The organism is Xylella fastidiosa (assembly GCF_011801475.1).
Classification (GTDB): domain Bacteria; phylum Pseudomonadota; class Gammaproteobacteria; order Xanthomonadales; family Xanthomonadaceae; genus Xylella; species Xylella fastidiosa.
Genome location: NZ_CP044352.1, coordinates 378542 through 393258 on the forward strand (window position 1 = coordinate 378542; position 14717 = coordinate 393258).

Consider the following 14717-nt stretch of genomic DNA (forward strand, 5'->3'; position numbering starts at 1 on the left):
AAACATGTCATTGACTGTAGAACAAGCCAACGCATTACTGGGCAGCATCACCACCAGGGAGCAGTTGCGGGATTTAATTAATCAACTTGATATTCATAGCAGCGGCAGTATCACGGTTTTATATAGCGGTTATACGGCCAATGGACTCGATAACTCTCAGATTATTCAGGGGATGCTGCATAACGGGGATACTATCCGGGTGATTGATACAACTGAGGCCGCCAAGTTTCTGAATATAGAGCCGGGTGATCCCAACAGAAATGAGGCGCTGCTGCGCAGTCATTATTATGTGGAGGTTCTGCTGCATGGCGATGATGTGTATTCAACTGCAAACCGCAGTGTCATATGTTTGATAAAGCACCATGATCGGGTGTTTTATCAAGGGTGTGACACCGCCACACCATCACAAGGGAGGGGGCATGCAGTAAGCAGTGTTTTATTTACTCAATAACATCATCTATGTATTTCACACCTTAAAGGAGCGTCTATGCCGTTTATCAATGAAATTCCCACCGCAGAAGATATCGAAAAATATGGCATGTTACCTTATAAAAATGATTTGAATTTGGATATCAGTCTGCGTAGTCAATGGACGGTGGATCGTGAACGCAACTTCCATTTATACGGGGGGGGCCACTGCAAATCAGGCTTATGAAGAGATTTTTTATTACCGTTTTTATCTGTATTTGAATGGGACGAAGTTTGTTGTTGAATTAGATGTGGACCGTAATCGTAAACCCTCAATGTTTAAGGATAATCCTTTTGTTGTTGAGTGGAGCAAACTGATGTCGATCAAGGTATGGCCCCATGATCAGGTGAGTCCCTTGAAGAGAGTACCGCCCACGGCCTGGGACACCCCCGATGCACCGCAACCGCTCCTGGACAATTATTCACTCAATGAATTCATTGCCATCCTGAAAGAAGCCGTGACTGTGCATGGCGCGGGAGATTCTAACCGTCACATTCACCATCCCATTGTGGTCCGTTTTGGATTTTAAATCAGAGGAAGATAAACATGTCATTGACTGCAGAACAAGCCAACGCATTACTGGGCAGTATTACCACCCAGGAGCAGTTGCGGGATTTAATTAATCAGCTCGATATTCATAGCAGCGGCAGTATCACCATTTTATATAGCGGTTATACGGCCAATGGACTCGATAACTCTCAGATTATTCAGGGGATGCTGCATAACGGGGATACTATCCGGGTGATTGATACCACCGAGGCTGTTAGGTTTTTGAATATCACCCCGAATGATCCCCACAAAAATAACGCGTTGCTGCGCAGTCATTATTATGTGGACGTTTTGCTGCATGGCGATGATGTGTATTCAACTGCAAACCGCAGTGTCATATGTTTGATAAAGCACCATGATCGGGTGTTTTATCAAGGGTGTGACACCGCCACACCATCACAAGGGAGGGGGGCATGCAGTAAGCAGTATTTTATTGACTCAATAACATCATCTATGTATTTCACACTTTAAAGGAGCATCTATGCCGTTTATCAATGAAATCCCCAGTGCCGAAGATATCGAAAAATATGGGTTACCTTTTAAAAAAGATCTGGATTTAGACATCAGTCTGCGTAGGCAATGGACGGTGGATCGTGAACGTAACTTCCATTTATACGGGGGGGGGCCACTGGAAATCAAGCCTATGAAGGTATTATTCATTACCGTTTTTATCTGTATTTAAATGGGGCGAAGTTTATTGTCGAATTGGATGATGGAGGGGGATCACTGGTTTTTGAGGACAACCCCTATGTGGTTGTGTGGAGCAAACTGGTATCGATCGAATTAATGCCCTCTGATCAAGGAGGCTATCTTAAGGCGTTACCCCGTTCCACCTGGGACACCCCCGATGCGCCGCAACCGCTGTTGCATAATTATTCGCTGAATCAATTTATCGTCATTTTGAAAGAAGCAGTGACGGTGCATGGAGCAGGTGAATCTAACGATAGCATTCACCATCCCATTGTGGTCCGTTTTGGATTTTAAATCAGAGGAAGATAAACATGTCATTGACTGCAGAACAAGCTAACGCATTACTGGGCAGCATCACCACCAGGGAGCAGTTGCGCGATTTAATTAATCAACTTGATATTCATAGCAGCGGCAGTATCACGGTTTTATATAGCGGTTATACGGCCAATGGACTCGATAACTCTCAGATTATTCAGGGGATGCTGCATAATGGCGACGATATTCGGGTGATTGATACCACTGAGGCCGCCAGGTTTCTGAATGTCGATCCGACTACTCCTAATTGGAATAAACCACTTTATCAAAAACTAGAACAAATTATCGGCGGTAAACCTGATAAGTGGGGTACCCCCGCCAACCAATTCCTGTTTGGCGAAAAAGCCGCCGATGGCACACGTCTTCCGAATGGGGCTTGGGACACGATCTCCGCCCGCTTTGTGAATGAGACGGTGGGTGAGGTGCGCACCCTGACCGGCGGTGCCTCGGTGAATGGGGTGTTTAATCAAACCGAACTGCCGCGCCTGCTGAACAACCCCAATATCACCTCGGTGGATGGGTTGCCTATCGCTGATTTGCGGCGCTTGGGGGCGGTGGGGTCCTTCCAGGCGATTTCAGCACAATCAGAGCATCTCTCTGGCTACTTAAAGCTGGCCATCAATGCGGATGGCTCCATCATGAAATTATCCGGTGGTATCCCCAGCGTGGACAGCCAGCAGTACTTTGCGCTGACCGGTTTGGAAGGCAAGCCGCCGCTTGGGGATGCGGGACGTTATGACAACCTCGCCCGATACATCCCCGCGCGCTTGGACACTCACCTGGAGGGCGCACGTCTGGTGCAGGACATCAAAGACGGGTATCAGCGTACCACGCAGTTGTTGGGGCCGGAGTCTGCTGCGGCACGTGCTGATGCGTTGCGGGTGCTGGGCAAACTCGGTGTGGCTGCCGATCTGCTGTCGCTGGCGGTGATGGCGCACGATGCCAATGCGGCGTACGCCAGTGGCAATATCGAGGGCAGCCGGCAGATTGTCCAGGATTGGACCAGTCAGTATCTGGGTGGCTTGATGGGTGGTTTGGCGGAGGCCAAAGCGGTTGGGCTGCTGTTGACTCCGGTATATCTGGATGGCCCGATTGGGGCGGCTGTTGCTTCGGTGTTGACGGTGGCGGCCGGTGTGGAAGGCACGTTCTTAGGCAGTCATTACATTGGCGCTTTTCTGGATAAGGTGTTTGACCAGTTGCACCACATCGGGGAGTTGTCAGGGGCGAGGTTGTATGACTGGGTCACTCAGATAGGCGATCTATTCAGACGCCTGAATCAGACATTGCACACAGACAACGCCTCCCTGCTAGATCTGCTGCATGACCTGTTTCGTCATAGCCGTGATGTACGCGACCCGCTGGTGCTGGACCTGGACGGCGACGGCATCACCCACGCCAGCGGCTGGGTGAAGTCCGATGACGGCTTGCTGGTCCTGGACCGCAACGGCAACGGGCGTATTGATAACGGCAGCGAACTGTTCGGCGCCGATACCGTGCTCAGCAACGGTCACACCGCCGCCTCTGGCTTTGACGCCCTGCGTGATTTAGATAGCAACGGTGATGGCCTCTTCAGTGCTGCCGACGCCCGCTTTACGGACGTGCGCGTCTGGCGCGATCTCAACCAAGATGGCCAGTCCCAGGCCAACGAACTGTTCACCCTCTCCACCCTGGGCATTGCCTCCATCACCCTCACGCCTACGGACACCCAACGCGTGAACCTGGGCAACGGTAACGTGATGGATGCCCGCGGCAGCTACACCCGTACCGATGGCCGCAGCGGCACCGTTGGCAATCTGCAATTAGGTGTGGACCAGTTCTACCGCGATTACCGCGGCGCCCACGACAAGGTGACCATCAATGACGCGGCCCGCGCCTTGCCAGCCATCAGCGGCAGCGGCGCAGTGCGCGATCTGCAAGAAGCCGCCAGCCTCTCACCTGCCTTATTGGTGGCGGTGCAGGCGCTGCTCTCTGGCACCACCCAGGGCACACTGCGTGCGGCGCTGGATCAGGTGATCGCCCTGTGGGCCAGCACCTCAACCATGCTGAGCACTGAGGAACGCCTGAAAGCCTCCGCAGATGTGGAGCGCACGGTGTATTACCAGGGGTTCGTCCCTCCTGAGGTGACCGCCCAGGGGAAGGAGGCCGTTCTGGCCTTCCAACAGCAGCAGCGTACCCGGCTTGGGCCGATGATCGGCATTTTGGAAAAGTTCAACGGCTCTAGACTGATTAGCGATCAAAACGACCACATACTGGGAGCACCGATCCTCAGCTGGAACCGCGTTGTCCATCCGGATGGACACAAAGAAGATGTCATCACCATCACGCTCATCCCTGAGCAACTCTACTCTGGGTTCGATCCCCTTACGGATGCCTACGCCAAGCTCAAAGAATCCATCTATATCCGCCTGGTGCTGGAGCCACGGCTCAATGATTACCTGTCCGGACTCACCCTGACGTACAACAACGGCGTGATGGGATGGGATGCCTCCGGCCTGGAGGCCAAGTTAGATCAGACCTGGCAGCACAACAAAGCTCAGGCGCTACAAGATGTGATGGACTTACAGCGCTACGGCCGTGACGCCCTGGCCCCCAGCGGTTGGAATCCCCTGGATGCCTTATGCCAGATGGTCTATCGGACTGCGGCAACGCCCGATGGAAGGCAGGCGCTGGCCGATGCGGGCATTCCCCTGATTGCCGGAAATGCCGAGGGCAGTGCCGCCATGGATCTGCTGTTTGGCGATGCGGGCGCCAATCTCCTGCGGGGCGGTGGCGGTGATGATGTGCTCTCCGGTGGTGATGGTGATGACGTGCTGGATGGTGGCGAAGGCAGCAATCGCCTGGAGGGCGGCGCCGGTCACGATGTACTGAACGTGGCGAATGGCTGGAATAACGTGCTGAACGGCGGCAGCGGCGATGACCTGTTGTATGGCAGTTTCTTTGCAGACACATATCTGTTCAACAAAGGAGACGGCCACGACACGCTCATTGAGCAAGGCGGTGCTGACAAACTCGTCTTTGGTGTGGGCATTGTTGCTAACCAGGTGCGGCTGCTGCGCGAAGGGCAAGATGTGGTGTTGGATTTGGGCAACGGTCAGGACAGTATCCGTTTGAAGGACTGGTTGACTTTCTATGGCGCCCGCAACCATAGCGCCGATATTGAGCAGATCGTCTTTGCCGACGGCACGGTATGGACTGGGGAGACCTTGAGCACGCTGGGCCTCACCACGCTGGGCACCTCGGGCAATGACATCCTCAATGGCTGGCAAGGCAATGATCTGCTGCTGGGCGGGGATGGCGATGACGTGCTAGACGGGGGCGAAGGCAGCAACCGTCTGGAGGGCGGCGCCGGTCACGATGTACTGAACGTGGCGAATGGCTGGAATAACGTGCTGAACGGCGGCAGCGGCGATGACCTGTTGTATGGCAGTTTCTTTGCAGACACCTATCTGTTCAACAAAGGAGACGGCCGCGACACGCTCATTGAGCAAGGCGGTGCTGACAAGCTCGTCTTTGGTGCGGGGATTATTGCTAGCCAGGTGCGGCTGCTGCACGAAGGGCAAGATGTGGTGTTGGACCTGGGCAACGGCCACGACAGTATCCGCATGAAGGATTGGCTGACCTCTGATGGCGAATACAATCGCACCGGCAACATTGAAGAAATCCTTTTTGCTGACGGCACGAGGTGGACAGGGGATACGTTGGGTTGGAGGGAGATGACGACGTTCGGTACTTCTGGTAATGACACTCTGCAGGGCTGGGGAAGCTCGGATATTCTGCTAGGTGGCAATGGGGATGATGTGCTGTCCGGGGATTATGGAGACGACACGCTTTATGGAGAAGCAGGAGACGATCTGCTGTTAGGTGATAATGGAAACGACGTGCTGGACGGTGGGGAAGGCCACAACCGCCTGGAGGGCGGCGCCGGGAAGGATGTGCTGAAGGTGTCTACGGATGGCTCCTCGGACAACGTATTCAGCGGGGGTACCGGTGATGACATGTTGTACGGGAGTGTGCATTCGGATACGTATCTGTTCAACCGGGGAGATGGTCGCGACACCATTGTGGAACAGGGTGGTTTCGACAAGATCGTGTTTGGTGAGGAGATTGCCGTCAGTGATATACACGTGCTGCGTGAAGGTCAGGATGTTGTGCTGGATCTGTATAACGGATACGACAGCATCCGTTTAAAGGATTGGTTGACGTCCGATGGTACCCGCAACAGTAACGCCGACATTGAACAGATCGTGTTTGCCGATGGCACGGTATGGAGCGGAGAGACATTGAGCAGCATAGGTCTGAAGACGCTAGGAAGCGCAGACAATGACACGCTGAACGGCTGGAACGGCCGGAACATCCTGGTTGGAGAGGATGGCGATGACGTGTTGAAGGTATCTATGTTTGACTCTTCGGATAACGTATTGGTCGGCTGCAGGGGCAACGATATGCTCTACGGCAGCAGCAATTCAGACACCTACTTTTTCGATCAGGGAGACGGTCACGACACCATCATTGAGCAAGGCGGTGCTGACACGCTCGAGTTTGGTGAGGGGTTGCATCGGGAGGAGGCGTGTTTTACGCGCTCAGGTGATGATCTGTCTATCCTGTTCAATGGCAGTGAGGATCAGGTGACTGTGGCGGGTTGGTTCAGTGAGGCGGCGCATCAGGTGGAATCGTTGGTGTTCCAGGATGGGACGGTGCTGTCCGGTGAGGTGGAGCGTTTGATTGAGGCGATGGCGCTGTCCCCTACGGTGACGACGATGCAAGCCAGTGTGCGTGATATCAAGGAGTCGCCCAGGTTGGTCGCCAGTTCGATTGTGTGAGTATGTGATCTGTTGTTGTGTTGTCAGGCCCCGCAGTTGCGGGGCCTGTTGTGTTTGGTCTCTGGGAGGTGTGTTGTTGCAAGGTCAGGAATGTAGGTGCGCGTGGGGGGTGAGAGGGGTGTTTGATCGGTGGATGGATGCTGTGTTGTGGTGTATCGGATGGTTGGTGGTGCTGTCGCGCAGGGGGAGGGGGGTTATTGTGGCAGTGGCGGTTGGCCGCGTTTGGTACGGAAGTAGTTTGTCAGGCGGCGTGAGGCTTCTTCGGCAAGGAGGCCGCCGTAGACGTGGACATGGTGGTTGTGGCGTGGGTCGTTGAGGATGTCGAATGTGCTGCCGCAGGCGCCTGTTTTGGGGTCTGCGGCGGCGTAGATGAGGTGTGCGATGCGTGCATGGATGATGGCCATGGCGCACATCAGGCAAGGTTCCAGGGTGACGTAGAGGGTGCAGCCAGGCATGCGATGGTTGCGCAGTTGGTGGCCCGCAGCGCGCAGTGCCATGATTTCGGCGTGTGCGCTGGGGTCGTGGCTGGTGATGTTGTAGTTGCATCCTTCGCCGAGTAGGGTCCCTTCGGGGCTGATTAGTACAGCGCCGACGGGGATTTCATCGAATTCTGTTGCTGCACGGTGGGCCAGGGTCAGTGCATGGCGCATCCAGTGGGTGTGTTCTGGCAAGACGGGGGGGGGGCAGTCATGTTGGTTTCAGGTGGTGTCGCTGTGGCGTTGTAGGAATGTTCTAAAGGCGGCCAATGTTGTTTCGCTAACGTGGTGTTCGATGCCTTCGGCGTCGCGGCGTGCGGTGGTTGCATCAATGCCCAGGGCCAGTAGGAAGCGTTCTACGGTTTGATGGCATTCTCGGCTGGCGGCAGCGAGTGCTTTGCCCGCAGGGGTGAGGAATGTGCCACGGTATGGCCGTTGTATGACCCAGCCATCGCGGGCAAGACGTTTGAGCATTTTGGCGACGGTCGGTTGTGCAACGCCTAAGTGTGCGGCGATATCAACTTGGCGTGCTTGGCCGCTGTCAGCGATAAGGTCGGAGATCAGTTCTACGTAGTCTTTGATCAGTTCGTCACGGCGTGCTTGGCGCACTTGACGAAAGCTTGCGACGTGAATCTTTGCATCAATCAGGGGGGCGGTCTGTGTTTGGGTGTTCTCGTGTTTGGGTATGGTGTGCCTCGTGTTCATCGGGGATTGCATCGTTGGTCATCGCTATTTTGGGGTAACTTTTTTGTGCTTGTGTCCATCACATGGTGAGTCGGCATTGGGGGCGTTCCGTGGGATGTTTTGAATGGTGAAATGTTGGTATCAGGTGTTTAGTTGTGTTTGGTATGGGCAGCGATTTTTTGTAGGGTGAGTTGCTGTATAGCCAATGCTATAAGATGGGATGTGTCGTTGCTTATTCATCGTTCTATGTCTTCTTCTATGTCTTCGGTTCAGCCTACGTCTCCAGTGTCGGATTCTCCCAGTCTTGGGGAGATGCATGCCAGTGTCGCGGTGTCGCGCAGGGGGCATTGGGGGTTCCGTTTGTTGGCCTTTTTGGGGCCGGGCTATATGGTGTCGGTCGGTTATATGGATCCGGGCAATTGGGCGACGGGGTTGGCGGGTGGTTCGCGTTTTGGCTATATGTTGTTGTCGGTGATTTTGCTCTCCAATGTGATGGCGATTGTGTTGCAGGCGTTGGCGGCGCGTTTAGGGATTGCCAGTGATATGGATTTGGCGCAGGCGTGCCGTGCGCGTTATTCACGTGGGACGAATCTGGCGTTGTGGGCGGTCTGTGAGTTGGCGATTATTGCGTGTGATTTGGCGGAGGTGATCGGTACGGCGATTGCGCTCAATTTGTTGTTAGGGGTTCCAATCATTTTGGGGGCCGTGATCACGGCGGTTGATGTGGTCTTGGTGTTGTTGTTGATGCATCGTGGTTTCCGTGCGCTTGAGGCGTTTGTGATCGCGTTGTTGTTGGTGATTTTTGGGTGTTTCGTGGTTCAAATTGTGTTGGCTGCGCCTCCGTTGCAGGAGGTGTTGGGTGGTTTTGTGCCGCGTTGGCAGGTGGTTGCTGATCCTCAAGCGCTGTATTTGGCGATCGGTATTGTCGGTGCGACGGTGATGCCGCATAACTTGTATTTGCATTCTTCGATTGTGCAGACGCGTGCTTATCCGCGTACGCCGGTGGGGCGACGTTCGGCGTTGCGTTGGGCTGTGGCCGACAGTACTTTGGCGTTGATGTTGGCGTTGTTTATCAATGCGTCGATTCTGATTCTTGCTGCGGCGGTGTTTCATGCGCAGCATCATTTTGATGTGGAGGAAATCGAGCAGGCGTATCAGTTGCTCGCGCCGGTCCTTGGGGTTGGGGTGGCTGCGACGTTGTTTGCAACGGCATTGTTGGCGTCAGGGATCAATTCAACGGTCACGGCGACGTTGGCAGGGCAGATCGTGATGGAGGGGTTTTTGCGGTTGCGGTTGCGGCCGTGGTTGCGGCGTGTGTTGACCCGCGGTTTGGCGATTGTGCCGGTGATTGTTGTGGTAGCGCTGTATGGGGAGCAAGGGACCGGGCGCTTGCTGCTGTTGAGTCAAGTGATTTTGTCGATGCAGTTGCCGTTTGCGGTGATTCCGTTATTGCGTTGTGTTGCGGATCGTAAGGTGATGGGTGCGTTGGTGGCGCCACGTTGGTTAATGGTGGTTGCGTGGTTGATTGCTGGGGTGATTGTCGTACTCAATGTTAAGTTGTTGGGCGATTATGCTGTTCATTTGATGGTTGGTGTCAGTGATTGAACAGTGGTTAGGTGATTGATCCGGCGAGGGCGTTGCAGTCAATGGTCATGGTGTTTTGTGTTTATGCATCGGTTTGCTGTGTTTCAAGGGGCTTTTTATGGAATGCCCGTTTGCATGGTTGTTGATGGTGTCGATGTTGGCAGCAGGCGCCACAATGATGTGTTGGCTATTTGTTGGGTATCGTTTTGATATGTGAGGCATTGTGCCATGACGCTATTTGTTTTGGTTGGGGTGAAGGTGCGGATAGTCCAGTGCGTTCTGTGATGTGGTGAGGTTACGTTGAGGCTGTGGTTGGAACAGTTCGTTGCTTGTGCTGTCTTTTTTACGTGTTCGATTCAATTATTTTTTCTATGTATATGCGGTGAGGTATTGGTGGTGGGGATGTTTGACGGGTACATCGGAATGGGTGTTTTTGGGGTGCGGTGTGGTGTTGCCGAATTGAAACGGTGTGGTCACGAGAAGTAGATCATTCAGTCGTTGTTGGATGCGATGTTGGGTGTATGGGTTATAGGGTGTGCGTTGTTGGATAGGTGGTGCTGAAGGGGCGCCAGCGGTAGCCGTCATATATTTCAAGTTTTTGGAAGCGGCGTTTGTAATCCATTTTGAAGTGGTCTTTGATCCAATAACCCAGGTACAGGTATGGGCGCTGTTCGCGTTGTGCCCAGTGGATTTGATGCAGGATGGCCAGTGTGCCGAGGCCGCGGGCCGCTGCGTTTGGTTCGTAGAAGGTGTATACGGCTGATAAGGCTTGGTGGGTTAGGTCAGTGACTGCGACTGCCAGTAGTTGGCCGGGTGTGCCGTTGGTGGCGGGTTCGCGGATTTCCATGAAGCGCCCGTATCCCCAGGGGCCGATCAGGAATTGATCAAATTCAATGGCCCCGTGACCATCCATGCCGCCATCGGGATGACGTTGGTGCAGGTAGCGGCGGTAGAGTGAAAGTTGTTCTGCGTTACGTTCGGCCGGCACGATGCGTGTGACAAGCGTGGCGTTGCGGGCCAGGCAGCGACGCTGGCTACGATTTGGAACGAAAGCATTGACATTGACGCGTACTGGGACGCAGGCATTGCAGTGTTCGCAGTGTGGTCTGTACAGCAGGTTGCCGGAGCGACGGAAGCCCCAAGCCAGGGTTTGGGGGTAGATGGCACCCAGGCGGGGGTCGTTTGGGTCCATGACCAAATCGCTTGCCCATCTGTCCGGCCAGTAACCGCATGGGTGAAGGTTGGTCTTGAATAGCTGTAGGTCGTCGTGTGGTTTGGAGTCTATCGCCATGATTGCAGCATAGTGGCTACTGGGGGTGCATGGTTCGTGATTTTCTTATGGGGTGAATGTTGCTGTCAGGGTCACAACGGCATGTGTGCCTGTCTGTCTGTGCATTCAATGATAGATGTCCAAGCGGTAGTGTTGCTTTTGAGGTGATGCGAATGGGGGGCGATGTGCTGTGGTAAGTAGTGATTGTTGCGTGCCATTACGAACGGGTTGTTTGCATTGCTGGGTGAGAATGCCGGTTTTGTCGTGGTTTTGGGGCAACGGGTGGGATGTGAAGGGGTGTTGGATGTTTGGATGGTGCTTTAGGTGGCTTTCGTATTGTGTATCGGCATCACATGAAGGTTGTTTTGTGTTTCTTTAGGTGGGTATATGGGTGGCTTGGAGGGTGGGAGATCGTTACGGAGATGAGTAGTTGATGGTTTGAGTTTAATGCATCGGTTGGATTTGCACGCGGACTGTTTGTTCGTCTTGTTGTTTGGCCCGTTGTTGTGTTTGGAGCGATGTTTGTGGTGTTGTCGTTGGAGGCGGGAAGTGATGCCAGGTGATGATTAGTCCGATTGCAGTAATCGTCAGCAGCAGGGTGAGGCGGATACGCCATGTCCAATGAAGCGACCGTGGTGCAATGGTGTTGATAGGGGAGGTAAATACGTTGTCGGTATCGGAGAGGTTATGCCGGGTGGTGTCCAGTAACCTCGCTTTTCTTAGAATATCGCGTGCGAGGGGTTGGTCATTTGCATGGATGATCCAGACGGTTGGATGTTGGTCTTTGTTTTTTGTGTCGAGATAGCTGAATTGACCGTTGCGTTTGCTGTGGTAAGAGCGTTGATGGCTGATTTTTACTTGGATGTCGGCTTCGTTGAGGAGTGCAGCGACACCTTCGACTGTTTCCACACGCTGGCTGGTAAAGATGGCACGCATCGGTTAATCCTTGGAGGGCGTTGTATGGTTGGTCATGCGCATGAGTCCTTCCTGGGCGGTGTTGGCGATCAATACGCCATTGCGGGTGAAAAATTGTCCGCGGGCCAATCCGCGGGCGCCCTGTGCGGTGGGGCTTTCAAGCGTATATAACAACCAGTCATCAATGCGGAATGGGCGGTGGAACCACAGTGCATGGTCCAGTGAGGCCATCTGTACTTGTGGTGTGTGGTAGTTGATTCCATGTCGTGAGGTGGCTGTTTCGAGGAGTTGGAAGTCGGATGCGTAGGTTAGCAATATCTGATGCAATTCAATGCGGTCACCAAGTGGGGCGTTCATGCGTAGCCACAAGTGTTGGAATGCTGAATGTTTCTGCAAATCCAGTGTGTTGTTGGGCGGCACGCGGCGAAATTCAAATTGTCCGCTCAGGTTGAGCCAGGTTTGCATTTGGGGTGGCATTCTGGCTAGTGTTTCCGGAGGCAGCGGTGGGGTTGGTGCGATGTCTTCAGGGGGAGGGACTGCAGGCATGTTGGTTTGGTGTTCAGCGCCGTCTTCGCGTTCCTGGAATGATGCCGTGCAGAAAAAGATTACTTGACCGTGCTGGATTGCGGTGACGCGGCGTAATGAGAAGCTTTTGCCGTCCCGAGTGCGTTCTACGTTATAGATAATCGGTTGTTGGATGTTGCCAGTGCGTAGAAAGTAGGCATGTAGGGAGTGCGCAATGCGGCTGTTTTCAATGGTGTTTTGCGCTGCGGCCAGGGCTTGGGCAAGTATTTGCCCACCAAACACATATTTCGTTCCAATGTCACGGTTTTGACCACGGAACAGATTATCTTCAAGCCTTTCCAGCGAGAGCATTTTGGTCCATTCGGAGGATGCGTTAGATGTGGTATGCGTTGGCAAGATAATGTGGCCTGAATAGTTGTGATGGGTAATTCATTATAGCGGATGGGATTTATTTGGAAAATTATAATGATGTATATTGCTGAATCTCTGAATCTCTGAATCTCTGAATCTCTGAATCTCTGAATCTCTGAATCTCTGAATCTCTGAATCTCTGAATCTCTGAATCTCTGAATCTCTGAATCTCTGAATCTCTGAATCTCTGAATCTCTGAATCTCTGAATCTCTGAATCTCTGAATCTCTGAATCTCTGAATCTCTGAATCTCTGAATCTCTGAATCTCTGAATCTGTTGTGCATTTTTCCGATGTTTTGGAATTTCTGTGGGTTTATTTTGGAATGGCGGAGGGATTGTTTCTCTGCTGATCAAGATTGATTCGATACGTGCATCAAGGAGGATTGCATGGTGTATTTGAATGTTGTTGCATTTAAATACATCACTGATAACGAATATCCATATTCGCTAGGTTTAATGTGTGTTGATTGTTTGATACAGATTACGGTGGTTTATTTCCAATAGTGGATTCTTTCAAAAATTAGTTGCCCGTCATTACAGATGAAAGCTTCACGCTTGTATGTTTCCAGACTATTTCTTGATGAGAGGCTTTTGAAATTCGAGTGTCTTGGTGTGCACCAGTGAAAATGGGACTGACTTGTTTGGTGTGTCATAGGGTGAGGCAGGTATTTAATTGACCAAGCATTATTCTTTGGAAAAAGCTATTCAGGGGAGTGTGTAGAAGAATTGAATATTTTCGTGATTTTTGCCGCTAATTTTTCGGTAGGCGGGGCGAGCTGTATAACGACTAGAGATGGGTGATTCTCGGCGATGCGATCTTCAGCGATATAGTCGCTTATTAATTAAAATTGCATTCATTGTTTGGCAATCGGGGCATGGCACTTAGTTTGCCAAGCAAATGCGTGGTACATCTAACTCCATCTTAAACGGCAAGTTTTGTTGAAGTCAGGCAGTAGGCAAAGACTCATGGTTGTATACGGTCACTGCTAAGCAAAGGAAAAGCCGCTGGCAAACCAGCGGCTTTTCCGAACACATGAAGTACTGAAGAAGGATTACTTCTTCTGTTCTGCAGGGTTTTTCGCCTTGTTGGCAGGAGCTGCTCCAGATTGCTTGGCAGCATCTGCTGGAGGAGTTGTGGTTGCAGCGGCATCAGCTGCTGTGTTGGCAGCAGCAGCTGCAGTATCGGCGGCAGCTGGGGTTGCGTCAGCAGGTGGATTGGCAGCCGCCTGATCGGCGGCTGCTTGAGCCTCATTGGCTGCAGGATTACTAGGAGGATTAGGATCCTGGGTCGGTGGCGTTTCTGGTGTTTTTCGGCCGCACGCAGCAAGGGTCGCACCCATCGCCAGTGCGATCAGTAGTTTGTTGATGCTCATTCGTTCAATCCTCGTCGTTAGTTAGGCAACGCGCAAGATGCGCGCGCCCAACATGATGACGACCAAGATTCGGGTGTCAAGTATATGCGCATTCAGTTTCTGGAATTTGCAGTTAATCTAAATTAAATCAATTCGATAGCGAAGGGCACCGCTTTGCTTTCATTAGGAGCGTTGTGGGCTGAGGCTGCGCTTTTAACCTTACATGCGCAAAGCGTGAGATTAGAGACACTGGGGCGTTCAGTAAGGATGGGATGATTGTGAGGTCAACAATCAGGCATCATCGTAAAGAAATTTGTTGGTAAGCAGGAGTCGCTGTAGTGTCTCCTGTAAGTATCGTAACTTATTGATTATATATGGGTTTGTGCGTCACGGTTATGGTGTGTGACTCCATTGTGCTTCTATGTGATGCGCTGGTGACACTTCTTTGGGATTTAGCTTCTAAATCACCTGCACCTTACCATGCGGTATGTGTTGCTCAAAGAGCAATGAATCAAGGTGATAGGTATCCGCTTAACCTGGCTAGACAATATGTTCCTGATGTCTGGTGATTTTGACGCCTACGCCTATGAAGGTGACGGCAAATAAATACAGAAGGGTGGGGCCCCTAGTGCAGCTGAATGGTTTTGTATCAGTGGA

General features: G+C 52.5%; 9 protein-coding genes and 3 pseudogenes. 6 read left to right on the plus strand and 6 right to left on the minus strand.

Going from position 1 to position 14717, the window contains the following annotated elements; genetic code table 11:
- Positions 1 to 4: 4 nt before the first annotated feature.
- From F7G16_RS01575 to F7G16_RS01595, 5 genes and pseudogenes are all read left to right on the plus strand, one after another.
- Positions 5 to 477: pseudogene (locus tag F7G16_RS01575) on the plus strand (RTX toxin).
- A gap of 10 nt (positions 478 to 487) precedes the next feature.
- A pseudogene (locus F7G16_RS01580) lies at positions 488 to 998 on the plus strand (hypothetical protein).
- A gap of 17 nt (positions 999 to 1015) precedes the next feature.
- Positions 1016 to 1489 (plus strand): hypothetical protein, encoded by a 474-nt coding sequence (locus F7G16_RS01585; RefSeq protein ID WP_004087881.1) that lies wholly within the window; start codon positions 1016 to 1018, stop codon positions 1487 to 1489.
- A gap of 10 nt (positions 1490 to 1499) precedes the next feature.
- A pseudogene (locus F7G16_RS01590) lies at positions 1500 to 2002 on the plus strand (hypothetical protein).
- Positions 2003 to 2019: 17 nt separating this feature from the next.
- Complete coding sequence (locus tag F7G16_RS01595; protein ID WP_011097580.1) at positions 2020 to 6843, plus strand: calcium-binding protein; 4824 nt, start codon at positions 2020 to 2022, stop codon at positions 6841 to 6843.
- A gap of 194 nt (positions 6844 to 7037) precedes the next feature.
- Here the strand turns inward: F7G16_RS01595 and tadA are convergent, their stop codons facing one another.
- Both tadA and mntR read right to left on the minus strand, forming a co-directional pair.
- Positions 7038 to 7493 carry a tRNA adenosine(34) deaminase TadA gene (tadA, locus tag F7G16_RS01600; protein ID WP_004088064.1) on the minus strand — a complete coding sequence of 152 codons (456 nt, stop codon included), beginning with the start codon at positions 7491 to 7493 and terminating at the stop codon, positions 7038 to 7040.
- 48 nt (positions 7494 to 7541) lie between these two features.
- Positions 7542 to 8024 carry a manganese-binding transcriptional regulator MntR gene (gene mntR / locus F7G16_RS01605; RefSeq protein WP_011097582.1) on the minus strand — a complete coding sequence of 161 codons (483 nt, stop codon included), beginning with the start codon at positions 8022 to 8024 and terminating at the stop codon, positions 7542 to 7544.
- Positions 8025 to 8249: 225 nt separating this feature from the next.
- Here mntR and F7G16_RS01610 point away from each other — a divergent pair, with 225 nt between their 5' ends.
- The gene (locus F7G16_RS01610; protein WP_012382445.1) at positions 8250 to 9608 is read left to right on the plus strand and encodes an Nramp family divalent metal transporter; all 1359 of its coding nucleotides are present in this window, start codon (positions 8250 to 8252) and stop codon (positions 9606 to 9608) included.
- Between the two features lie 505 nt (positions 9609 to 10113).
- Here the strand turns inward: F7G16_RS01610 and F7G16_RS01615 are convergent.
- The 4 genes from F7G16_RS01615 to F7G16_RS01630 all read right to left on the minus strand — a co-directional run bounded on the left by F7G16_RS01615 (position 10114) and on the right by F7G16_RS01630 (position 14081).
- Positions 10114 to 10878, minus strand: a complete 765-nt coding sequence (locus tag F7G16_RS01615; protein ID WP_004088071.1) for an arginyltransferase — start codon at positions 10876 to 10878, stop codon at positions 10114 to 10116.
- Between the two features lie 423 nt (positions 10879 to 11301).
- Positions 11302 to 11793, minus strand: a complete 492-nt coding sequence (locus F7G16_RS01620; protein ID WP_004088072.1) for a hypothetical protein — start codon at positions 11791 to 11793, stop codon at positions 11302 to 11304.
- 3 nt (positions 11794 to 11796) lie between these two features.
- Entirely contained in the window at positions 11797 to 12648 is an 852-nt protein-coding gene (gene tesB / locus F7G16_RS01625) for an acyl-CoA thioesterase II (RefSeq protein ID WP_004088074.1), read from the minus strand.
- A 1112-nt stretch (positions 12649 to 13760) separates the two neighbouring features.
- Positions 13761 to 14081 carry a hypothetical protein gene (locus F7G16_RS01630; protein WP_038232771.1) on the minus strand — a complete coding sequence of 107 codons (321 nt, stop codon included), beginning with the start codon at positions 14079 to 14081 and terminating at the stop codon, positions 13761 to 13763.
- Positions 14082 to 14717 lie beyond the last annotated feature (636 nt).